General features: G+C 30.2%; 23 protein-coding genes. 10 read left to right on the plus strand and 13 right to left on the minus strand.

Annotation, left to right across the window (positions count from 1 at the left end; all coding sequences use genetic code 11):
• Positions 1-90 precede the first annotated feature (90 nt).
• The gene (locus C8C83_RS26805; RefSeq protein ID WP_121325805.1) at positions 91-2,313 is read left to right on the plus strand and encodes an FUSC family membrane protein; all 2,223 of its coding nucleotides are present in this window, start codon (positions 91-93) and stop codon (positions 2,311-2,313) included.
• Positions 2,314-2,349: 36 nt separating this feature from the next.
• Here the strand turns inward: C8C83_RS26805 and C8C83_RS26810 are convergent, their stop codons facing one another.
• The 4 genes from C8C83_RS26810 to C8C83_RS26825 form a co-directional block, all read right to left on the minus strand.
• Positions 2,350-3,849: a malate:quinone oxidoreductase gene (locus C8C83_RS26810; RefSeq protein ID WP_121325806.1), complete on the minus strand. Its 1,500-nt coding sequence runs from the start codon at positions 3,847-3,849 to the stop codon at positions 2,350-2,352.
• Positions 3,850-3,973: 124 nt separating this feature from the next.
• Positions 3,974-4,390 carry a Holliday junction resolvase RuvX gene (gene ruvX, locus C8C83_RS26815; RefSeq protein ID WP_121325807.1) on the minus strand — a complete coding sequence of 139 codons (417 nt, stop codon included), beginning with the start codon at positions 4,388-4,390 and terminating at the stop codon, positions 3,974-3,976.
• 131 nt (positions 4,391-4,521) lie between these two features.
• The gene (locus tag C8C83_RS26820; RefSeq protein ID WP_121325808.1) at positions 4,522-4,755 is read right to left on the minus strand and encodes a hypothetical protein; all 234 of its coding nucleotides are present in this window, start codon (positions 4,753-4,755) and stop codon (positions 4,522-4,524) included.
• A gap of 168 nt (positions 4,756-4,923) precedes the next feature.
• Positions 4,924-5,553: a PAS domain-containing protein gene (locus C8C83_RS26825; RefSeq protein WP_132011982.1), complete on the minus strand. Its 630-nt coding sequence runs from the start codon at positions 5,551-5,553 to the stop codon at positions 4,924-4,926.
• 290 nt (positions 5,554-5,843) lie between these two features.
• Here C8C83_RS26825 and C8C83_RS26830 point away from each other — a divergent pair, with 290 nt between their 5' ends.
• Both C8C83_RS26830 and C8C83_RS26835 read left to right on the plus strand, forming a co-directional pair.
• Positions 5,844-6,659: a 2,3,4,5-tetrahydropyridine-2,6-dicarboxylate N-succinyltransferase gene (locus C8C83_RS26830; RefSeq protein ID WP_035683702.1), complete on the plus strand. Its 816-nt coding sequence runs from the start codon at positions 5,844-5,846 to the stop codon at positions 6,657-6,659.
• 172 nt (positions 6,660-6,831) lie between these two features.
• Positions 6,832-7,581, plus strand: a complete 750-nt coding sequence (locus C8C83_RS26835) for a glycosyltransferase family 2 protein (protein WP_121325809.1) — start codon at positions 6,832-6,834, stop codon at positions 7,579-7,581.
• On the opposite strand, the gene C8C83_RS26840 is transcribed toward C8C83_RS26835, so the two are convergent.
• On the minus strand, positions 7,573-8,298 hold the full coding sequence (locus tag C8C83_RS26840; RefSeq protein ID WP_121325810.1) for a polysaccharide deacetylase family protein: 726 nt from the start codon (positions 8,296-8,298) through the stop codon (positions 7,573-7,575). The two genes, C8C83_RS26835 and C8C83_RS26840, sit on opposite strands and share 9 nt — an antisense overlap.
• Positions 8,299-8,361: 63 nt before the next feature.
• Between C8C83_RS26840 and C8C83_RS26845 the strand changes: the two genes are divergently transcribed.
• From C8C83_RS26845 to C8C83_RS26860, 4 genes are all read left to right on the plus strand, one after another.
• Positions 8,362-9,111: a glycosyltransferase gene (locus C8C83_RS26845; protein WP_165877258.1), complete on the plus strand. Its 750-nt coding sequence runs from the start codon at positions 8,362-8,364 to the stop codon at positions 9,109-9,111.
• Between the two features lie 65 nt (positions 9,112-9,176).
• Complete coding sequence (locus C8C83_RS26850; protein WP_132011984.1) at positions 9,177-10,238, plus strand: glycosyltransferase family 9 protein; 1,062 nt, start codon at positions 9,177-9,179, stop codon at positions 10,236-10,238.
• 175 nt (positions 10,239-10,413) lie between these two features.
• Positions 10,414-11,490: a glycosyltransferase family 9 protein gene (locus C8C83_RS26855; protein ID WP_121325813.1), complete on the plus strand. Its 1,077-nt coding sequence runs from the start codon at positions 10,414-10,416 to the stop codon at positions 11,488-11,490.
• Entirely contained in the window at positions 11,487-12,257 is a 771-nt protein-coding gene (locus tag C8C83_RS26860) for a glycosyltransferase family 2 protein (RefSeq protein WP_121325814.1), read from the plus strand. Before C8C83_RS26855 ends, C8C83_RS26860 begins: the two co-directional genes overlap by 4 nt.
• Here C8C83_RS26860 and C8C83_RS26865 read toward each other — a convergent pair.
• The 3 genes from C8C83_RS26865 to C8C83_RS26875 all read right to left on the minus strand — a co-directional run bounded on the left by C8C83_RS26865 (position 12,254) and on the right by C8C83_RS26875 (position 14,984).
• Positions 12,254-13,024, minus strand: coding sequence for a Kdo domain containing protein (locus C8C83_RS26865; protein WP_121325815.1), 771 nt, complete (start codon positions 13,022-13,024; stop codon positions 12,254-12,256). The genes C8C83_RS26860 and C8C83_RS26865 overlap by 4 nt on opposite strands.
• 17 nt (positions 13,025-13,041) lie before the next feature.
• Entirely contained in the window at positions 13,042-13,827 is a 786-nt protein-coding gene (locus C8C83_RS26870) for a DUF5672 family protein (RefSeq protein ID WP_121325816.1), read from the minus strand.
• Positions 13,828-14,282: 455 nt separating this feature from the next.
• Entirely contained in the window at positions 14,283-14,984 is a 702-nt protein-coding gene (locus tag C8C83_RS26875; RefSeq protein WP_121325817.1) for a hypothetical protein, read from the minus strand.
• 575 nt (positions 14,985-15,559) lie between these two features.
• Between C8C83_RS26875 and C8C83_RS26880 the strand changes: the two genes are divergently transcribed.
• Genes C8C83_RS26880 through C8C83_RS26890 form a run of 3 tightly spaced genes read left to right on the plus strand, consistent with a single transcriptional unit; the run spans position 15,560 to position 18,333 of the window.
• Positions 15,560-16,522 (plus strand): hypothetical protein, encoded by a 963-nt coding sequence (locus tag C8C83_RS26880; RefSeq protein ID WP_132011985.1) that lies wholly within the window; start codon positions 15,560-15,562, stop codon positions 16,520-16,522.
• Between the two features lie 10 nt (positions 16,523-16,532).
• Entirely contained in the window at positions 16,533-17,504 is a 972-nt protein-coding gene (locus tag C8C83_RS26885; RefSeq protein WP_121325819.1) for a hypothetical protein, read from the plus strand.
• 10 nt (positions 17,505-17,514) lie between these two features.
• The gene (locus C8C83_RS26890) at positions 17,515-18,333 is read left to right on the plus strand and encodes a glycosyltransferase (RefSeq protein ID WP_121325820.1); all 819 of its coding nucleotides are present in this window, start codon (positions 17,515-17,517) and stop codon (positions 18,331-18,333) included.
• Between the two features lie 68 nt (positions 18,334-18,401).
• On the opposite strand, the gene C8C83_RS26895 is transcribed toward C8C83_RS26890, so the two are convergent.
• Genes C8C83_RS26895 through C8C83_RS26915 form a run of 5 tightly spaced genes read right to left on the minus strand, consistent with a single transcriptional unit; the run spans position 18,402 to position 22,924 of the window.
• Entirely contained in the window at positions 18,402-19,037 is a 636-nt protein-coding gene (locus C8C83_RS26895; RefSeq protein ID WP_121325821.1) for a sialic acid O-acetyltransferase, read from the minus strand.
• Positions 19,037-20,047: a ketoacyl-ACP synthase III gene (locus tag C8C83_RS26900; protein WP_121325822.1), complete on the minus strand. Its 1,011-nt coding sequence runs from the start codon at positions 20,045-20,047 to the stop codon at positions 19,037-19,039. Before C8C83_RS26900 ends, C8C83_RS26895 begins: the two co-directional genes overlap by 1 nt.
• The gene (locus C8C83_RS26905) at positions 20,037-21,125 is read right to left on the minus strand and encodes an aromatic ring-hydroxylating dioxygenase subunit alpha (protein WP_121325823.1); all 1,089 of its coding nucleotides are present in this window, start codon (positions 21,123-21,125) and stop codon (positions 20,037-20,039) included. Before C8C83_RS26905 ends, C8C83_RS26900 begins: the two co-directional genes overlap by 11 nt.
• A 6-nt stretch (positions 21,126-21,131) precedes the next feature.
• Positions 21,132-21,869 carry an SDR family oxidoreductase gene (locus C8C83_RS26910; protein ID WP_121325824.1) on the minus strand — a complete coding sequence of 246 codons (738 nt, stop codon included), beginning with the start codon at positions 21,867-21,869 and terminating at the stop codon, positions 21,132-21,134.
• Positions 21,870-21,871: 2 nt separating this feature from the next.
• Positions 21,872-22,924 (minus strand): ketoacyl-ACP synthase III, encoded by a 1,053-nt coding sequence (locus C8C83_RS26915; RefSeq protein ID WP_121325825.1) that lies wholly within the window; start codon positions 22,922-22,924, stop codon positions 21,872-21,874.
• Between the last annotated feature and the right edge of the window lie 4 nt (positions 22,925-22,928).

The following is a 22,928-nucleotide window of genomic DNA, read 5'->3' on the forward strand; positions in this document are numbered from 1 at the left end:
CTCTTCTTTTTGCTTTCTGCGCAAAATCTCATCCAATATTATGCCAAAATAATTCGTACAATTCTTACCTTTGCTAGTAAACCGCAATATATGCTTGATCGTATCTCGAAATTTACCAACAGTACTTCTTTTTTAAATGCCTCAAAAGTAACGATTGCTTCTGTTGTTCCTGTTTTGATTTTAAATTTTTTAGGACACTTTGAAATTGGTTTTACAATTGCTTTAGGTGCCTTTTATACCTATCCTAGTGATATCCCGAGTTCATTAAGTCATAAGATTAAGGGACTTATTGTTGCTTCATTTATTGTATCAGGAGTTAATTTGTTAGTAAACCTTGCTTATCCATATCCTTTTATATTTTATCCGTTTCTTGGGTTTCTGCTTTTTTTATGCTCGATGATTTCTGTTTATGGACAACGTGCTACATTGGTTTCATTCTCGGCTTTATTATCTATTTCTCTATCTTTTGGTCATTTGCACGAAGGTTGGGAAGCTTTTGAATATTCGGGTTTTATCTTTGTTGGTGGAATTTTATATTTGATTGTATCTCTTGTTTTTCATTTTGTGCAACCTTATAAATATGTAGAATTACAAATTGCCGAAGGAATAAAGCTAACGGCAAAATATCTAAAATTAAGAGGTGATTTGTGGAGCCCTGAAGCCAACAGACAAGCCATAATTGAAAAACAACTGGCTGTTCAGGTTGATTTGAATCTGATTCATGAAGATTTAAGAAAAATGCTTATTGGCAATCAGAATGCATCAGCAACGACAAGTCAAAACCGTAAAATGCTGCTTGTTTTTATTACTCTTGTCGAAATTCAGGAACTGGCACTTTATACTTCGTTTGATCACAGCAAGCTTCATGAAAAATTTGCCAAACACCCGGATGTTCTAAGAACGTATCAAAATGTAGCGTATAAACTGGCTTCGACTTTAAAGAAGTTATCCAAAAACGTACACCATATTGCCGTTTATGTAGACAAAAACGATTTAAAAAACGAACTCGATGCTCTTGAATTTGCCATTTTTGATTATGAAAAAACATTAGGTAAAGAAGAAGCTGCCGAAGGTGTTTTGATGTTAACCAATATGCTGAAATATGCTAAAAACCAAGTTGGAAAAATCAAAATTATTCAACGTGCTTTTTCTCTTGCAATGCAATCTTTCAAACTGAAAGACAAGGATAAAGAACTTGAAAAATTCCTGACACCGCAATATTATCCCTTACGTACTTTAACCGAAAATTTAAGTCTTTCGTCTTCGATTTTCAGGCATTCTTTGCGTTTAACGATTACTATTTTGATTGGTTTTTTCATTGGACAGCTTTTACCATTTCAAAACGTATATTGGATTTTATTGACAATAGTAGTAATCATGCGTCCTGGTTATGGTTTAACCAAAGAGCGATCCTATAATAGAATTTTCGGAACTATTCTGGGAGGATTATTGGCTTTTGGAATTGTTTCTTTTATTCAAAACCACGTTGCTCTTAGTATATTATCTATTGTTTGTATGCTTCTTGGAATTTCGTTTACACAAATCAACTATAAGATAAGCGCAACTTTCGTAACAATGTATGTTGTTTTTATATACGGAATTTTAACTCCTAATGTTGTTGAAGTTATCCAATTTAGAGTTTTAGATACTCTTGCCGGAGCAACTTTAGCGTTTATTGCCAATCAGTTTTTATGGCCGGCATGGGAATTTATAAATACTCCGATTCATATTGAAAATACGATTCGTGCCAATAGAAATTATCTCAAAGAAATTGCTGATTTTTATAATAAAAAAGGAGAAATACCAACTTCTTACCGATTAGCCCGAAAAAATGCTTTTGTTGAAATTGGAAATTTAATGACCTCTTTTCAACGAATGATGCAGGAACCAAAATCAAAACAAAAAACAATGCCTTTGGTTAATAAATTGGTTGTTTTAAATCATTCGATTTTATCTGCTTTAGCGTCATTATCGACTTATATTCAGTCGCATCAAACGACATCAGCTTCTGAATCATTTAATTACATTATAAAAACAATATTGTCAAATTTAGATCATTCAATTTCTATTCTAAGAAATGAAGCAATTATAACAGATACATTTTTTGACAAGGAAGATGTAACGCTTCAATTTGAAGAACTAAAACGTGTTAATTTTAAACGTTTGGCAGCAGATGATGAACTTGACAAAGAAACACGTCAGGCAAAAATGCAGGAAGCTCAAATGGTTATCGAACAATTGATTTGGATGAGTAATCTTGCCGAAAAAATTCTAAAAATTACAAAAGAGATAAAAGCAACAAATCCAGATTAATTCATCTGGATTTGTTATTTATTATAGAACCTGAGTTTAGTTATTTCTTAATTTCAAAACTTCAGAAGTATGTTTTCTTAGTTCTGCTAAAAGCTCTGGTTTATCATTTAAAGTTTGTCCGTAAGAAGGAATCATGTTTTTCATTTTTGCTTCCCATTCCGGTGTTTTAATTTGGTCTGTAAAGCATCTGCTAACCAAATCAATCATAATTGCAACTGCAGTCGATGCTCCTGGAGAAGCTCCTAATAACACTGCTAAAGTTCCGTCATGCGTATTGATAACTTCTGTACCAAATTCTAAAACTCCACCTTCTTTTTCATCTTTTTTGATTACCTGAACACGTTGTCCGGCTTTTTCTAATTTCCAGTCTTTAGAACGTGCCGATGGTAAATATTCGCGTAAAGCTTTCATTCTGTCTTTTGGAGATTGACGTACTTGCTCGATTAAATATTTAGTCAATGGAATATTATGAAATCCCGCTGATAACATCGGAATTAGATTGTTTGCTTTTATAGATAATGGTAAATCTAGATAAGAACCATTTTTTAAGAAACGAGTTGAAAATCCTGCAAAAGGTCCAAAAAGCAATGCTTTTTCTCCATCAATTACACGAGTATCAATATGTGGAACAGACATTGGAGGCGCTCCAACACTTGCTTTTCCGTAAACTTTTGCCTGATGTTTAGCAATTACTTCCGGATTTGTACATTTCAGCCATTGTCCGCTTACCGGGAAACCTCCGTAACCATTTCCTTCAGGAACATTTGCTTTTTCTAATAAAGGCAATGAGCCTCCGCCAGCACCAATGAAAACAAATTTAGTATACGCTTTTCTTTTTTCGCCTGTAGAAAGATCTACTATTTTAATTCTCCACGTTTTATCTTCGCGTTGTTTTAATTTTTCAACTTCATGATTGTAATAAATAGAAACACCGTCTAGTTTTTCTAAATAGCTAAACATACTTCTTGTCAAAGCACCAAAGTTTACATCGGTACCAATTTCCATGTGAGTAGCTGCCAGTTTTTCTGTGGTCTCTCTACCTTCCATTACAAGCGGCATCCATTCTTTTAATTTTTCAAAATCAGAACTAAATTCCATTTGAGAAAAAATAGGATTGCTTTGCAACGCTTCGAATCTCTTTTTAAGATACTCAACATTTTTTTCTCCCCAAACAAAACTCATATGAGGAACACTTTTAATAAAATTATCCGGAGATGGTACTTTATTTTCCTGAACTAGATAAGACCAGAATTGGCGAGAAATCTCAAAAGATTCTGCTATACTTATTGCTTTTTTTGGATCAATACTTCCGTCAGCCTTTTCCGGAGTGTAATTTAGCTCGCAAAAAGCTGAATGTCCTGTTCCTGCATTATTCCAAGCATCAGAGCTTTCGGCAGCAGCGACATCTAAACGTTCATAAATTTCAATTTTAATATCCGGTTGCAACTCTTTCAAAATTAATCCAAGGGTTGCGCTCATAATTCCAGCTCCAATAAGCACTACTTCACTATTGGAACGTATTGTATTGTCAGGCATAACAGTAATTTGTTTTTAAAGTGCAAAGGTACTTTTTATAATTGCAAAAAAAAACTAAAATTACATGATAAAAGTTATGTTTTTTCTAAAAAATAAAAGACTACTGCTTTGAAAGTTAAAAAAATTAAAATCGTTTTGAAGAAAGATAATCCTGAAGCATTATTGTTGCCGAAATTTCGTCAATTAATCCTTTATTTTGTCGTTGCTTTTTACTCAATCCGCTATCGATCATAGTTTGAAAAGCCATCTTTGAAGTAAAGCGTTCATCTACACGAACAACTTTCATATCTGGAAAAATATTAGAAAAATGAGTCACAAAACCTTTAACGATTGAAGCACTTTGTGAAGGTTCTCCATTCATTTGTTTTGGCTCACCAATTAAAACTGCTTCGACTTTTTCTTTCGCAAAGTAATCTTTCAAAAAATCAATTACAGTCGCTGTTGGAATCGTCGTCAAACCCGAAGCTATAATTTGCATTTCGTCAGTAACGGCAATTCCTGTGCGCTTTTGTCCGTAGTCTATAGAGAGAATTCTTGGCATTTTTGAATTTTTATTCAAAGATAAAAGGAAAATTCACAAACCTAAAGAGAATTTCTATATTTTATAAATGATATAAATAAGATATACACTGTTTTTCATCTTATTAAATCTGAATACAATCTTGGTAAAAACTAATCTTCAAATTGAGAAATTGTTTTTTCTAACATTTCATCAACTTCCTCTAACGTATATAATTTTGTTGTTCCACTTTTTAATTTAGCATAAGTCGCATGTAATCTCCTTTTATTTTCATCAAAATCAGGATCTTTAAATATAATCTTTAATTCATCAGAAGAAAAACAACCCAAAATTTCTAACAATCTTTCTTTAACATCTGACCTAAATTCTATTCTTATTACTTTCATAATAAAATACTTATACTACAAATATAAACTTTTCAAAGAGTAGATTGTAATATAACTTTCAATAAAATCTATTATTTACACTTGGGGATAATTAATTAAAAAAATCCGTTTTGAAAACTCAAAACGGACTTTACCCAAATTATCTGAACCTAAAAAAATATAATAAATTTATCTATTGAATAACCTTCTAAAAAAACCTCTTTCCTCTTCTTCCTCTTCCTCTTCTGCTACATATTGAGAAAATTTTGCCTGTCCTTTTTCATGTTCATAAATCAACTCCTTAATATATTCTACGTAACTTCTCTTTTTTTCTTCCAGAAATCCAATCAAATATTTTTCGCTAAACTCTACTCCACTTGCGGCTTCAATTTGCAATAACTTCTTATATAAAGGAATAATGTGTTGTGTAATTACTTCTTGCGGAACTGATTGTCTTCTTCCAAAATAATTGACAATTACGCCATTTTCATCTTTGGCGATTTCAAAATCAGTTATAACCCAATAGTATCGGCCTGACTTAGCTAAATTTTTTACAATTGCGTGGAAATTTTTTCCAGCTTTAAGATTTTCCCAAAGCACTTTAAAAATAACCTTTGGCATATCAGGATGGCGAATAATATTGTGTGGTTGTCCCATTAATTCATAATCTTCATAACCTGACACATCAACAAATGTCTCATTTGCATATTCAATTATGCCAAAAGCATTTGTTTTACTCATGATTACCTGAGTTTTGTCCCACGAGACTTCTTTATCAATAACTGTAACTTGGTTTCGCAGCTTATTTTCTTGATTCATTTTATACTGATTAAGTGATTTGTTTTGGAATGGCATTTTAAACTTCCAGTTCAAAGTTGTTCCGGAATTATGGCGCGAAATTAAAGCGAAGAAAAAAATCAAAATCTGATTTTTGTCATATTTTGATATAAAAAAAACTTTTTAGGGAACTTTTTTCAGGACTTTATGATTATGAACAACGATTTTTATTTATCAAATTAAAAACAAAAAGTTATATCTGTAACATTTTACAAAGGTTTTACTTTTTTGATTTTGCTCAAATACGTTATCTTTGCCAAAAATTAAAACTTATGAATTCTTTACAAACTATAATTGAACAAGCTTGGGAAAACAGAGCTTTATTACAAGAAACTGCTACGACAGATGCTATTAGAGAAGTGATCGAATTGGTTGATGCAGGAAAATTACGTTGTGCTGAACCAGTTGGAGACAAATGGCAAGTAAACGAATGGGTTAAGAAAGCAGTTGTAATGTATTTTCCAATTCAAAAAATGGAAACATGGGAATCTGGTATTTTCGAATACCATGACAAAATGTTGCTAAAAAGAGGTTATGCTGAAAAAGGAATTCGTGTCGTACCAAATGCTGTTGCTCGTTATGGAGCTTACATTTCAAGTGGTGTTATCTTAATGCCAAGTTATGTAAATATTGGTGCATATGTAGACGAAGGAACAATGGTTGATACTTGGGCTACTGTTGGTAGTTGTGCTCAAATTGGTAAAAACGTTCACTTAAGCGGTGGTGTTGGTATTGGTGGAGTTTTAGAACCATTGCAAGCTGCTCCCGTAATTATTGAAGACGGTGCTTTTATTGGTTCTCGTTGTATCGTTGTAGAAGGAGTTCATGTTGGTAAAGAAGCTGTTCTAGGTGCTAACGTTTGTTTGACTGCTTCAACAAAAATTATCGATGTAACTGGTGATGAGCCTGTTGAAATGAAAGGTTTTGTTCCTGCTCGTTCAGTTGTAATTCCTGGAAGTTATACTAAAAAATTCGCTGCTGGTGAATTTCAGGTTCCATGTGCTTTAATTATTGGTACACGTAAACCATCTACAGATTTAAAAACGTCATTAAATAATGCACTTCGCGAATATGATGTTGCTGTGTAAGGTGATATAATTTTAGATAAAAAAAATTAAAAAATCATTTTTCTTACTACTGTAGGGAAAATGATTTTTTTTTGTGCAAAATCACGAAAAAAATTATATCATTGTATCGTTTTTATAGGCAAAGATTTTGCCCTAATAAAAAAGACTAAAATAAGATTATAAACCCCTGATCATGTCTATAGAAGGTAAAAAATTATCCGTAATTATATTAACTTACAATGAAGAGTCATACATTGGCGATGCAATTCGATCTGTTGAATTTGCTGATGAAATAATTGTTTTAGATTCGCATAGTACTGATTCGACTACAAAGATTGTTACAGATCTGGGAGCAAAACTTATTTTTAGAAAATTTGACAACTATTGTAATCAAAGAAATCACGCAATTGAATCTACAACTGGAGAATGGGTTCTTTTTTTAGATGCCGACGAAAGAGTTTCTGAGGAATTACAAAAGGAAATTCTGGAAACTATTAATTCAAACAAAAGTGATGCATACAGAATTTGGTTTCCTCACTTTTTTATGGATCGTTTCTTATTTCACTATACGGATAAAATAACGCGTTTAGTAAAAAATGATAGTATTCGTTTTGAAAATGAAGTACATGAAAAATTAGTTGTAAAATCGAAAGCTCCTGTATTAAAAAACTACATGATACATTACACTTATAAAGGTTTATTTCATTTTATAAGTAAAAAAGACCAATATGCATGGTTCCAGGCAAAAATGTCTATAAAAAAAGGAAAAAAGGCAACTCTATTCTTACTGATATTTAAACCTTTCTATCGTTTTTTTCATACTTATTTTATAAAAAGAGTTTATCTGGATGGAGTTCCCGGATTAGCGGCGGCATCAATCGATGCTTATGGTGTTTTTTCCAGATATGCTAAGATGGTATTACTCGAAAAAAATTTAGAATAATTTTAATTTACCAAATTTTATTTTTAATTTAAAAACCATTAAACTATCTAAACCTTTAATATCTATACGTTTAACTTCGTAATTATCCTTAAACGGAAATGTATTAGGACGATTACCAATCTTTAGTCCAAATTTCATTTTATTTTCGCTAATCAAAGTTTTAAAATTAGCTTTTTCAGTACTTTCCTTAGGATAATTTCCATAAGGATAAGCTAGTGCCGGATATACATTAAGATTATGACTTTTTATTTCTTCCTCACATTTCAAAAAATCATTTTGTATCTCCAAAGGACTTAAAGTTTGATATCTGTTGTGTTGATAAGAATGATAACCTAGCTCAATTATTTCAGATGGCAATTGTTTTAATTGCTCAATAGTCATTATTTTTTGTGCCGGTTCTCCTGTACTCTCATTCCATAAATCTGTTTTTCCAATATATTGAAAAGGAATAAAAAAACTAGCTTTTAGTTTAAATTTTTCTAATAATGGCAACGCATAAATTAATTGATTTTCTGTAACGTCATCAAACGTAAGAATAATGCTTTTTTTAGGAATCGCTTTCATTATGTTTAACTCAGAAAAATGAAATGTTTTATACCCTTTTTCTGTTAAATACTGAAATTGTCTTTCTAAATTTTGTACCGAAACTGTCAATTTATTACAATCTGAATCAGATTGACATACATTATGATACATTAAAATTGGTAATTTAGACATTTTAATTAATTTTCGGTAAAGTTATACTTTTTAACATTAATTTTGCCGAAAAAATCAGAAATCGTGTCCACCAAAAACATCAGTGTTATCTCTCTTTCCTATAATGATGAGATCTATATAAAAAAGCATATTGATAATTTATCTTTTGCCAATGAGATTATTTTAATCGACAATAATAGCACTGATAAAACCGCTGCAATTGCTGAAGAATTAGGAGCAACCGTAATTCATCAAAAGGATACTAAAAGGGCTGATATTATAAAATCTACAATTGAGTCTACGAGAAACAATTGGCTAATTGTGATTAATACGACAGATCATCTTTCGGAAGAACTTATAAATGAATTAACTAGAGAAATTGATAAGTCAAAAACTGCTGCATCCTATTTTACCGGACAAACTTTATTTTTCTTTGGAAAAACAATAAAATATGGTGTTTATTTAAATAAAAAGAAACTTTTAGTCTTTGATAAAACAAGATTCTCTTACTCAGAAGATTTTAATCATAACCCACCTAAAAGAGCAACCGTTTTCAAGAACAAGATAAACTCTTTTTCTTATAAAAATTTTGACGATTTTAATAGCAGACTAAATATAATTCGAAAAGAAGAAGCATTGGTTTTATTTCAAAATAATAAAAAACCAAATATCTATCATTTTTTCATGAAACCATTTTTCCTTTTTATCAATCAATATTTTCTAAAATTAGGTTTTATAAATGGTCGGGAAGGATTTATTTTAGCATATATATGCTCTTTTTCTGTTTTAAAACGTTACTTTATTTTATGGTTATTATATCGTAACATGGATTGATTATTTCGTTTTTTTTTAAACCAAAACAAGAATCAAATTTTTAAGCCCTCAAATTTAATTTTAAGATGAAAATATTAATTATACAACAAAAAAGAATTGGAGATGTTTTACTAAGCTCTATCCTATGTAATAGTATAAAAATGGACCACCCAAACGCTACGATAGATTTTATGTGCTACCCAAATTGTACAGATGTTTTATTGGGTAATCCAAATATTGACTCTATTATAGTGTTGCCAAACGAAATAAGAAAATCATATTTATCATTTTTTAAATTTATTTTTGAAATTAAATCTAAAAAATACGATGTTTTGATTGACGCATATGGCAAATTAGAAACTAATTTAATAACATTATTTTCAGGCGCAAATACAAAAATATCCTACTACAAATGGTATTCTTCGTTAATTTATAATCATAATATTTCGAGATTATCAAGAGAGACCAAATCAACCTATGGCCAGGCAATAGACAATAGACTTTTGCTGTTACAACCTTTAAATCTGGATAATACTAATCCTTATCCTAAATTATACGTTGCTCCTAAAGACAATCAGGATGCTCTGGCTTTATTTGAAAAACACAATATAGAAAAAGATCAAAAAATTGTAATGTTCAGCCTTTTAGGAAGTGAAGAAGCAAAAACATATCCTTTAGAATATATGGCAGAAGTAGTAGAATATGTTAGTAATAATAAAGATGTTACGATACTGTTTAATTACTTTCCAAGTCAGGTTGAAGATGCTAAAATAATCTATAATCTATGCTCTAAAAAAACGCAGGAAAAAATACATTTTGACTTGTTAGCTGATAATTTAAGATCCTTTATTGCTATAATGAACCTTTGCGATGTCATTATAGGAAATGATGGTGGTGCTATAAATATGGCAAAGGCACTAAATAAACCTTCTTTTACCATTTTTTCTTCCCATGTTGACAAAAATGACTGGGCAACTTTTGAGGATGGTCAACAAAATATTTCTGTACATTTAAGTGATTACAAACCTGAACTAGTTGAAAACTTACCTAACAAGGAAATAAAATCAAATTCGGCTAATCTATATAGTAAATTCACTCCTGATTTATTTAAAGATCAAATTATATTTTTTATAAACCAACATCTATAACTAAATTGTACTCTTTTAAAAACTAAGTAAATACATTGAAACCAATAGTTTATTTTATACGTTTTTACTGCGGTAATAAAAATTTCGGTTGTCTTTTTACGCTAATTTAACACGGCATTTGATAAATTTATAGATTCGTTTTTAAACCTTATTCGATTTTCATTGTCTAACTGGCATGAAAATACTTGTAATTCAAAAAAAGATGATTGGCGACGTACTAATTAGTACTGTCATATGCAATAATTTACGTATTGCTTATCCAGATGCTCAAATAAATTATCTGGTAAACACCTCAACAACCCCTATTTTAGAAGGGAATTTAAATATTGACAATATTATATTATTCGAAGAAAAACATCGAAAAAATAAAAAAGAATTATTAAATCTCGGACTGCAAATTCGAAAAGAAAAATACGATTTAGTAATCGATGCCTATTCAAAACTTGAAAGCTGGATTTTGGTTTTACTGAGCAATGCCAAACGCAAAATCTCCTATAAAAAACCCGGAAGAACTTTTTTATATACAGATAATGTCCCGTTTGAACCTTTCCCTAAAACTAATTTAGGTCTGGCAATCGAAAGACGTCTTTCGTTGTTAGAACCTTTAGATTTAAAAATTAAGATTGATCCAATTCCGAAATTATTTGTTTCTGAAAAAGAAAATCAGGAAGCAATTGCTCTTTTTGAAAAACACAATGTTCGAAAAGATCGAAAAACCGTTATGATAAGTCTTTTAGGAAGCGAAAAGCTAAAAACATATCCGTTAGAATTCATGGCTAAAGTAGTTGATTATGTTGCTGACAATGCCGATGTAAATATTCTTTTCAACTATTTTCCGAAACAAATTCAAGAAGCAAAAACGGTATTTGATGCTTGCAAACCTTCGACTCAGGAAAAAATCTATTTTGATATGTTAGGAGGAGATTTGCGTTCGTTTATTGGCTTGGTAAATCAATGTGATATTATTATTGGTAATGATGGCGGTGCAATAAATATGGCTAAAGCACTTGAGAAACCATCTTTTATTATTTTTTCGCCTTGGATAGAAAAGAAAATCTGGGCTACTTTTGAAGATGGAATTCATCATCTTTCGGTACATTTAAAAGATTATCGTCCGGATTTATTCGAACAAAAAACAGAAAAAATGCTCAAGAAAAAATCTTTGTCTTTGTATGAGGAATTTAAACCTGATTTTTTTAAGGCTAAAATCAAATTATTCCTGGAACAAAATTTAAGTAATTCTGCAGAATGATTTTACAGGAAAAACAACTTTTAACGGCATTGGTAATTACCTATAATGAAGAACAAAATATAAAAAATATTCTTGATGATTTCGCTTTCGCTGATGAGATAATCGTGGTAGATTCTTTCAGTACAGATAAAACTTTTGAAATAGCGTCTTCTTTTAAGAACGTAAAAGTTGTACAACGTTCTTTTGATAATTTTGCTTCTCAACGCAATTATGCGTTGAGTTTAGCCTCAAATTCCTGGATTCTTTTTCTAGATGCTGACGAAAGATTAACGCCTGAACTTCAGCAAGAAATTAGCTTTATAATCAATCAGGAAAATAGCGTTTCAGCCTATTTTATACGTCGAAATTTCATGTTTGAAAATAAAAAATTACGTTTTAGCGGATGGCAAACTGATAAGATTATTAGGCTTTTCAGAAAAGAAAATGCCATTTATAATCTCAAAAAAATTGTTCACGAAAAACTAATCATTCAGGGGAAAACAGGAAAGTTAAAAAATAAACTTATTCATCATTCCTATTCAAATTATCACGATTATAAGCAAAAAATGATTTTCTACGGACAATTAAAAGCTCAGGAAGAAGTTTTAAAAGAAACATCTCCCAATTTTTTCCATTTTTATATTCGTCCTGCATACCAATTTTTGAATCAATATCTTGTTCGCTTTGGTTTCCTGGACGGTAAAAAAGGGATCATAATTTGTTATTTAAATGCTTTGAGCGTTGCCGTACGTTTCCAGGAACTTAAAAAAATTAAGGCAAAAAACTAAGATTTCCAGAATTTCAGTTTCTTTTTAAGCCTTTGCTTTTTTGCAAATCCTTCCTGAAAATCAGCGGTTGCCTGCCACATTTTTTCAAAAATTTCAGCTTCGGTTTTCTCCGCGTAAAACTTCGAATATTCGTTGCTCATTATCGCAATCATACCTTTTTTAGGCGTTAAGCGACTAAAATTATTTATACGTTGCTCAAAACTCATTGAATCGTGAAAATTCATTCGATTTAAATCAACTAAGAAAAATTCATATCTATTTTCAGTAACTTTTTTAATCAAAGTATTTCCCGGAGAATGATCCAGAAACTCTACTCCTTTTTCATGCAAATCAAAAGTAAACTTTGTAAATTGTCTTAAAATAGCATCATGATCCGGATAGTCCGGAATCTCTACAAGCTCTCTATAAGTCAAATCGCAAGTAAGATGCTCGCTTGCGTAATAACTGTCTCTTAAACCAATAGCATTAAAATTCTCCAAAAAAGCAATTGGCTCTGGAGTTCCGATACCTTTTTCCAGTAAAATCGTAGCGTACTCAAACGAACGTCTGGCCTTTGATTTTCTGAAATATTTATAGGCAATTTTGTTAACTATATTTGGAATTTTGAATGATTTGATGTTGATTATTTTTCCGTTCAAATCAAATAATTTGATTTTATTACGATCTCCATTACCAAAAAGCTCTCCTTCAGTATTAAAGTTTTTAATCAGAAGCAGTATATCTTTTGAGCTTTTTACAGCAGAAGAAAATTTAAATTTTGCAATCATGTTAGGGTAAAATTGATTTAGTATTTTTCAATTATTGGCTTCCAAAAATTAATTACTTTGGGTTTGTTAATAGCATGACAGCCAAATGGAAGTTCATTATGGGTTAATTTCATTGCAAGATTAGGTTTTCTATCCATAGCAAAATAAACCGCTTCTTTATAATTAGGGATTTTGAAATTTAAATCTAATTCCGGTGCCTTCAAAGACCAAAAGACATCTTCAATAGCATAAATTTCTTTATCTTTTTCATTTAAAAAATCAAAAATAAATTCCTTATATTTTTTAGAAATCTCATAATGTGATTCCACCTTTCGTAATGAAAATCCACCATTTCCGACTTTAAAGAATATTGCTTCTCTAGCTCTTTTCTTTTTCGATCGGAATAATTTGGCAAATTTAAACAATAAACTCCTGAAAGTAGAGTCTGCATAAGCTGCTAACCAAGGAGCGCCAATATAATCATATCCTTTTTCACACCAATTTTTTAACTCATCTTTAAAAACAAATGCATCTAATTGATATATTAAAATATATTCTGTGTCTAAAAAACTTTCATAAAAAGCAGACGATAATAACAATTCATTATAGCCTTCAATATTAGCAAAATAATGCTTTGGGAAACTTATAGAAGAAATATTATCAAATTTTTCTGATAAATAAGAGTGATTTAGTCCTTCTGGATGTACTATTACAATTTCATAATCTTTTAAGATTTTACAGCACTGAAGAAAAGATTTCTCTTCTAGATTACCAAAAAATTCCTTATATACAGGAATAACTATTTTTACAAAATTTTTAGGCATGTGGCACTTTATAATTAGATCTAGACATCAAGAATCTAAGCAAACATAGATGTTTTGTTTTTTTTCGAATTAAAAAAAACAAAAATAAACTTATTAATAACAAGAAAGTCAATAAATAAAAAAAATATAAATTTACATGAAAGAAATCATATAAACGTAAAAAAAATCCATATTTGATTATAAACTTCTACCCAGAAAAAAAACATTTTTAAAACACACAACCTTAACGAAGTATACAACCTTAATACGAATTTGTATGTAGTTAAAACAGTAAGTTTTGATAATCGAAATTTAACAAACATATTATAACGACTTTAAAACAAAACGGACATTTTTTTTTAAAGTCTAACTTAAATACATACAATAAACAATTTAGTATGATTAAAAAAAATGTCTGTTTTTCAAGAAAACAGACATTTCAAATTTTATAAAACTAATTTAAGAAATATTAAAAATTAGTTGTTCACTGTCACCTTAAAAGATGACATTTGATCATTCCAATTTGTACCTGGTCCCATTCTATGACCTCCAAGGTTACCATCATAAAGTTCTAATGGCACTAAGAAACTTATTGATCTACCACCATAATTAGGATCTCTGAATAAAGTTACAGTATACTTATTAAGCACATCTACTTTAATATAAAAAGAACTTGCTTTATCATTAAAACCATAAGGAATACCAACATCAGGAATTTCAACACCATTATCATACACTGGAAATGTTAAAAACTGTCCAGGATTAGTAATATTGTTTTCATAAAAAGTAATAGTTCCCGTTTGAACAGCAGCCGCTTTTCCTGTTATTGATTTTTTAGAACTATTTTTATTCTCTAAATTTAAAGCTTTCTGTAAATCTTTATAATTGTCAAAAAATAACAAGCTTTTATCAGCATTTACATAAACTGCTAATTCTTGTAATTGTTGTGTTTTTTGATAAACATCGTTTGCAACACTCTCATTAAGTACAATTGTAGAATCATTTTTTACTTCGTAAGAAGATGAATATGATTTAGAATTGTATGAAAATTTCATAACATTCTTTGTTACGTCAGTTTTCTTTTCGATTCCATTGACATTGGAAGTTGAAGATTCCTGATCAGAACTACATGATAATAATGAAGTTACAGCTAAAACACAAAGTAACACTTTTTTCATTTTATTTTTTTTTAAGGTTAATCGTAAAAATACTACAACAAACGTACGAATAAATACTAATATTTCTTAAAATAGAAACAAAAAATAAATATTATATTACAAAAAAGCGATTTGAAAAATTTAAATAAAAATTCAGCTAAATTCAAAAAAAACAACTTCTCCAAATTTGAATTATTATCTTTGCCGAAACTAAAGTTTTTACATCAAAAACATCAATCCGGAAGTTATAGACGAATTTGCAATCATAAAATATGTTGGAACATTATAACAAAAATTCTTAAAAATTTAATTAATCTTTCATTTGAAGAAAATATAAACAACTATAAAAAAACTTTCAAAAATCACGCAACCTTTAACGGCTTTTGATATCTTATTAAAAAACTTGTGCCTATGAAAAATGAAACACATTTTTCTTTAATTTTTTAAAGATTTTTTTGAAAAAAAAGCACAATAAATTCTTTTTAATATCTTCGCCAACTTAAGAATCATCTTATATTATAAATAACATTCATTACCAGCCTAATAAGCAATTTTAATTTTAATACTAAATATTATATTTCAACACAAAATAATTTATGCGTATCACCTTAGTAAGCTATGATAATTGGGGATTTAATAACCACATTGCGATCTCTTTAAGACAAAAGGGACATAATGTACATCATATTAATTTTAATAAATATGAATACAAATACCCTAATTTTCTTTGCCGAATACATAATTTTATTCTGAAGTCGTTTTTTAAGAAAAACTTAAAAACGATGTATTTTGGAAAAAAAATTCTTGAAAATCTAAAAGAAATTAATGAGATACAAGATGTAATATTAGTCATCAAAGGCGATTTTATTGATCCAAAAAGTGTTTTAGAATTAAAGAAGTTTGGAAAAAAAACAATCGCATACTTTAATGATAATACGTATCGTTGTCCTAAAATAATTAGAGTTATTCCCAATTTTGATGAAGTTTTTTCGTTTGAAAAAGAAGACTGCAAAAAATACAACTTAAAACTTGCTACAAATTGGATCTATAATTCTGAATGTAATGTGCCTCAAAAACCATTTGAATATCAGATTTTTAATATCATCTCAAAAGACCGAAGACTTCCTATTGTTTCAAAAATTGCAGCTGATTTAAAATCAAAAAATATCAGCCATAAATTTTTCGTTTATAATAAGAAATACAAACAACAAACTTCAACAGTTGAATTTATAACAAATCATATTCCATTATCAGAAATTAATGAATATATAAATCGCTCGCAGGTTTTACTTGATGTAAATCGAAAAGGTCAAAATGGACTTACATTTAGGGTATTTGAAAGCATAGGATTGCAGAAAAAACTAATTACCACAAATTCAGATATTGTAAATTATGATTTTTACAATCCTAAGAATATTTTGGTAATCGATGAGGGAAATCCTGATATTCCATTATCATTTTTTGAATCAGAATATGAAAATTTACCTGATAGAATTTTTTATAAATATACATTAGAAGGCTGGATTGATAATGTAGTTTATAACACTCCTACAATTTAATAAAAAAATAATGGCTCAAAATATATACATCGTTTGTCCACCAAAGAAAGCAACCGGAGGCCCGGAAGCATTACATCAATTAGGTTATATCTTAAATTCACTTGGATATAATGCTAAGATGTTATATTCTAAGTATAAAAAAGATCCTGTACATCCTTTTTACAAAAATTATAATGTTCCGTACGTTATGAAAGTAAAGGATAGTGCAGAAAATATTATAATTATACCGGAATCAATGACCAATCTTATTGCTAAATATCCTTTGGCACAGAAAAAAATTTGGTGGTTAAGTCTTGATTTTTACGAGGTTTTAATGAACAGTCGTGAAAAGAAAAAAAATTGGATTCGACAAATATTTGTACCTTATAAACATACAGAATATCGCTTTGAACCTAACAAAACTGTTACACATTGGTATCAATCTCAAAGAACAAAAGAGTTTTTACAGACCAAAAAACTCGACAATGATATTGCTTATTTGTGTGATTATGTAACGGAACTTTTCTTTGAAAGTTTACCGGAACAAAATGATTTCCCAAAAGAAAACATTATCACTTACAACCCTAAAAAAGGATTGGATAAGATAGAACAATACATGGATCTTCTTCCTCAATACAATTGGATACCGCTAAGCGGAATGACAAGAGAAGAAATGAGAGATACTTTACGAAAAACAAAATTGCATTTAGATTTTGGTTACTTCCCAGGGAGAGATAAAATCCCGAGAGAAGCATTAATATCAGGTGTTTGTTTATTAACCGGTCGTGACGGAACATCTGCATTTAAAGAAGATCTTGGAATACCTGAAAAATATAAATTACACGCTGATGAGATACAAACCGAGAAAGTAACGGAGCTTATCAATCATGTAATGAATAATTATGAAGAAGTTTTTGAAGAATTATCCTCTTTTAGAACATTTGTCATGAATGAAAAAAGTAGAATGATCGAAGATGTAAAACAACTTTTTAATAAAAATTAATTTAAGAACTATGTTTGTAAGCGTTGTAATGATTACTTATAATCACTCTTTATATATAAAACAGGCGATTGAGAGTATTTTATCGCAGGTTACTGATTTTGAATTTGAACTTATCATATCAAATGATAAATCTACAGATGATACAGATCTGGTTATAAGAGAAACTCTTGCGCAAAACCCAAATGCACATAAAGCAAAATATATCAACCACGAAACTAATATTGGTATGATGCCTAATTTTGTTTCTGCACTTAGTAATGCTACCGGAAAATATATTGCTTTATGCGAAGGTGATGATTATTGGTGCGATGACAATAAACTACAAATTCAGGCTGATTTTTTAGAAAACAATCCTGATTTTAGTATTTGCTTTAGCAATGTGGGTTTATTGACAAGTAGTGGAATGAAGGAAGATAATCGAAAAAAGAAGATTCCGGAAGTTTCCACTATTAAAGAACTTGCCAAAAATAATTTTATACACACGCCAAGCGTTTTATATAGAAATCATCTTATTAAGGAATTTCCAAAATATTTTACCGAAGCTCCAATTGGAGATTATTTCCTGCACATGTTAAATGCGCAACACGGAAAAATTAAATATATCGACAAGGTATTGGCAGTTTATAGAATACATGATGCTTCGTATTGGTCTTCTAAAAAAGATGAAGAACAACGAACTATTATCATTAATTTTCTAAATACTTTAAAAACTTTCTTTGATGAGGATATTCAAAAAATAATTAATCGTCAAATCCAAAAGATTCAATCAAAAGACATGTCGTTTTTCGAGAAAAAACTATTCAAGCTAAAAAGTCTTTTTTACCGATAAAAATTGTCCAAAAAAAGAAGCCTATTATTTTAATCATAATAGGCTTCTTTTTTTAATTATTCTATGTTTTAGAAATTTAATACTTTAGCAGGAACTCCAAAAACAGTAGTATTTTCTTTTACATTTTTTATTACTAAACTTGCCGCTCCAACAGTCGCCCCTTTTCTAACAATTATATTAGGTAAAACGGTTGATCTTGTATTAAGACACACTTCATCTTCTAATATTGCATATCCGCCCGTAAAACTATAGGCATTTATATGGCACCACTTGCCTATTTTAGAATCATGTCCAATAGCTACAAACCCTTGAATGGTGACAAAATCATCTACCGTACAATCATTACTAATATTAGAATACATAAAAGCAATTAGACCAATACCTAATTTTACATTTGAATGGACAATTACGGTTGGATGTACTAAATTAATAAACTTCCCTCCTTTACTCTCAATTAATTCAACGTAATGTTTTTTCCATTTTACACTTCCAAGTGCGCAACAAAAAATATCATTTTCCTGAATTTCATAATCTTCAACATTACCAATAATTTCCGGATAATTTTCAAAACCCTCTAATGCATCTTTTTTATCATCTAAAAAACCTTTTACAATATAGTCTTTTTGATAACCTTCACACTGCAACGCTAAATTATAAACCTCACGTCCATAACCTCTTGCTCCTATTATTATTAAGTTTTTCATTAGTCGATTTTTAAATTACAAGCTCCCCATGAATATCCAACTCCAAATCCGGCCAATATTATATTTTTGCAATTTTCTAATTTTCCTTCTTTCAAAGCATCATACAAAGCAATTGGTATTGTAGATGAAACAGTATTCCCACAGTGGGCCATACTGATATAAAATTTATCTTCCGGGATTTTTATTTTTTTCCTAAGATGATTCAGCATGTATTTATTGGCTTGATGAAAAACAAATAAATCGATATCATCCTGATTCAGATTTGCCTTTTCTAACATTCCGCGGACAAGTTTTGGAACAAATTCTCCAGTAAAATTAAAAATTTCAGTTCCGTTCATAAACAAATTTTTATCGTTTCGAACATTTCCAAACTCATCACTTATATCTTCATTATCGTTTAAAACCGGAAAACGCATTCCGCCTTGTTTTACAATTAAGTTTTCGGCACCTTTTCCATCGGTTCCAAAAACAAAATTACCAATAGAACAAAAGCCTTTCTCGCTGGATATTAAAGTTGCAGCGGCTGCATCTCCAAAAATGGTTTTATTACTTTTATCTTTTGGATGTATAAATTTTGAATACGTTTCAGATGTAATCAGTAAAATGTTTTTCGCCATTTCACCAGCAATTAAACCTTTTGCCAAGCTTAATCCATAAACAAAACCCGAACATCCTAAATTATAATCTAAAGCTCCAATTGTTGTATTTAAACCCAATTTTTCCTGAATAATACAAGCTGTTGTTGGCAAAAAATAATCTGGGCTTTGTGTACAAAACAATAGAAAATCAATTTCTGATCTGTCAATATTATGTTCCTCGAATAATTTTTCGGCTGCTTTTACCGCCATATCAGATGAAAACTCATCTTTGGCACTTATATGTCTTGAATTAATTCCTGTTTTAGAACTGATTTTTTCAATATCCCATTCTGGAAATTCCTGATTTATCAAATCATTAGATAAAATTTCTTCAGGCAAATAATAGGAAATAGCTTTAATATTAGCTTTCATGCTGTAAAAATTTTAAATACGTTTTTTGAAAATGATGAACACGTTCTTCTTCGTCAGAAAGTTTTCCGGACAAATTAGTATGTCTTACACCTTGCTGAACCAACTGACAAACTGCTTTGTCTTCATCAAATACTTGTCGGTTAAAATTAATCAATGATTCCTCAAAAGCTTTAATTACAATTGATTTTTCATTAGGATTCTCTGTTTTTGTGGTAAAAACATGACTTGTAAATCTTGAAACATCTGAGGTAATTGGCTCGATTACAGAATAATTAAATGATATACCGTGCGTGCTTGATATCAATAAATCAGGAAAAATCAAAATGTGTTTATATCCTTCAATATCATATTCTCTAGGCGAAAAATAATTATTAATTTTTTTATATCCTCCTTTGTCTTTTACAATATTTAAATCACTAGTCCAGCTTGAATTATTTTCATCAAATTCAAAATCTAATCCTGAAGGCTCTAACTTAGCCAGTGTTTCTGCGTGAATCAAACCAACGTGATAACTTTCTAAGGTATTTTCGACAATTACTTTCCAGTTTGCTGTAATTTCCATCGAATTAACATCAATTCTATCTCCTAAAGACAAAGACATTTCTTTTAATTCATTATAAAAAATACCTATAAAATCCTCCAGAGGTTCAATGTTTTCGTTTAAAGTCACAAAACATAAATTACCACAAAATGAAACTTGAAATTCTTTCAGTTTCATTTCACAAAGTTCTTCTTTTGTAAACTTCTTGAATAATGGTTTTTTAGGAATACCACTCGGAATTCCTTCTTTATCGTACGCCCAGCCATGATAAGGACACATTAAAGGTCTGTTACCTGATTTTTCTTGTTGAATTATAGAAAATCTGTGTGAGCAAACATTCAAAAAAGCTTTAATGGTTCCTCTTACATTTTGAATAACAATTGGTGTACCCGCAATTTTTGCGGTAACAAAATCGTTGTCATTTTCAAAATCAGATCTAAATCCCACAAAATGCCAAACCTTACTAAACAACCTATCATTTTCCTGTGTAAAAATGTCGTTGTCATGATAATGAATAGCTGGTATATTTGAATTCATATTTTTTTATTTCAATGTAAATCCTCCGTCAATAATTAAATCTGAACCCGTCATCCATTTACTAATATCACTTAATAAATACATGATTAATCCCGCAACATCTGATGGTTCACCGTATCCTAACGGATATTCTGATTCTGCTTTTTTTAATTCTTCATCAGAAACCACATCACTGGCTTTATCTGTCATTGCCGTTTTTATAATTCCCGGACTTACACTATTAGAACGTATTCCCTGAGAAGCTAATTCAGAAGCTAATACTTTAGAAAAAGCACTTAAAGCCGCTTTTGACGCGGTGTACATTGCAGTTCCCGGAACACCTAATTTTGAAGAAATTGAGGAAACAAAAACAAGAGAGCCTCCCTTTTTTAATAATTTACTTTTTATCAATTTCTGACTTAAGACCACATTGCTGTCAAAATTTGTAGCAAAAACCGAATTTATTTTACTTTCGTTCAAGAATTTAACCGGTAAATATTCGACTACACCAGCATTAAAAACAACACCGTCATAAGGCAAACTTTCACTAATTAATGTCGTAAGATTAGCTGAATCAGAAAGATCTGCAACTTGTATTTTATGACCATCACCATTTAGTAAGGTTAATGTTTCTTCCAATTTCTCGACATTTCTTCCGATAATTGTAAGTTTTGCTCCCAACTCAGAAGCTGTTATAGCAATTTGCCTTCCTATTCCTGATGAGGCACCAGTAACTAAAATGTTTTTATCCTTTAATGTAATCATATTTACAATTCAATTAATTCTAATGATTCAATCTTGCAATCTTTTGCTAACATTGTTCCCCATGATAATCCAACACCAAAACCACACATAACTATGTTTGATGTTTTGTTTAAAATGGCTTCTTTTAACTCCGAAACAATTGTTAACGGAATTGTCGCTGAAGAAGTGTTTCCGAAATTTTTCAGAGAATAAGGTACTTTCTCCGCGGGAAGTTTCAGCTTTTTCGCAATCATTTTATTCATCATCATATTTGCCTGATGAAAAACAAAATAATCAATTTGATCTTTATCAATTTCAAATTCAGTAATTAGCTTATTGACTGTTTTAGGTCCTTGGGTTATTCCAAAACTAAAAACATCCATCCCATCTAAAACCAGATCGCATGAAGTTCTCTCAATTCCTTTTTCTATTGTTTGAATTTGTAAAGAATCATTATTGATTCTATTTCTTGAACCTCCGTCGGGAACAATAATCGTTTTATATCCCGATCCGTCCGAACCTAGATCAAATGAGAATTCTGCACCATCAGAAAACTCCAATGCTGTTGCAGATCCCGCATCTCCAAAAAGAGGTAAAGTACTTTTATCTGTTTTCGAGATAATTTTACTGATTGTATCTCCGGCAAGTAATAATCCCTTTTTAATTCCACTTGTTTTCATCATGCTTGTCAAAATCGACAAACCATAAACATAACCGGAACAGCCCAAAGGCACATCAAAAGCAATACAGCTTGTTGCCAAACCTAATCTCTCCTGAAGTATCGCTGCCGAAACAGGTAAAATATAATCACCTGTTTGTGAGACAAAAACTAAAATTTCGATTTCTTCTTTTTGCCAGTTTAAATCTTTGATTAATTTTTCAGCAGCTTCACAGCATAAATCAGAAGTACAAATCTCTTTTGTTGCAATGCGTCGTTCTTCAACTCCGGTTACTTCAATAAACTTTTGAATTTCTTCCTGCGTCAGTATATCTAAATCAATGTTGCGCTCCACATCTTTTGGAACACAACACGAAATACCTTTTATTGCAATATCCTTTACTGAAAAAGTAGCCATTTAA

The sequence above is a fragment of the Flavobacterium sp. 90 genome, assembly GCF_004339525.1.
Taxonomy (GTDB): Bacteria; Bacteroidota; Bacteroidia; order Flavobacteriales; family Flavobacteriaceae; genus Flavobacterium.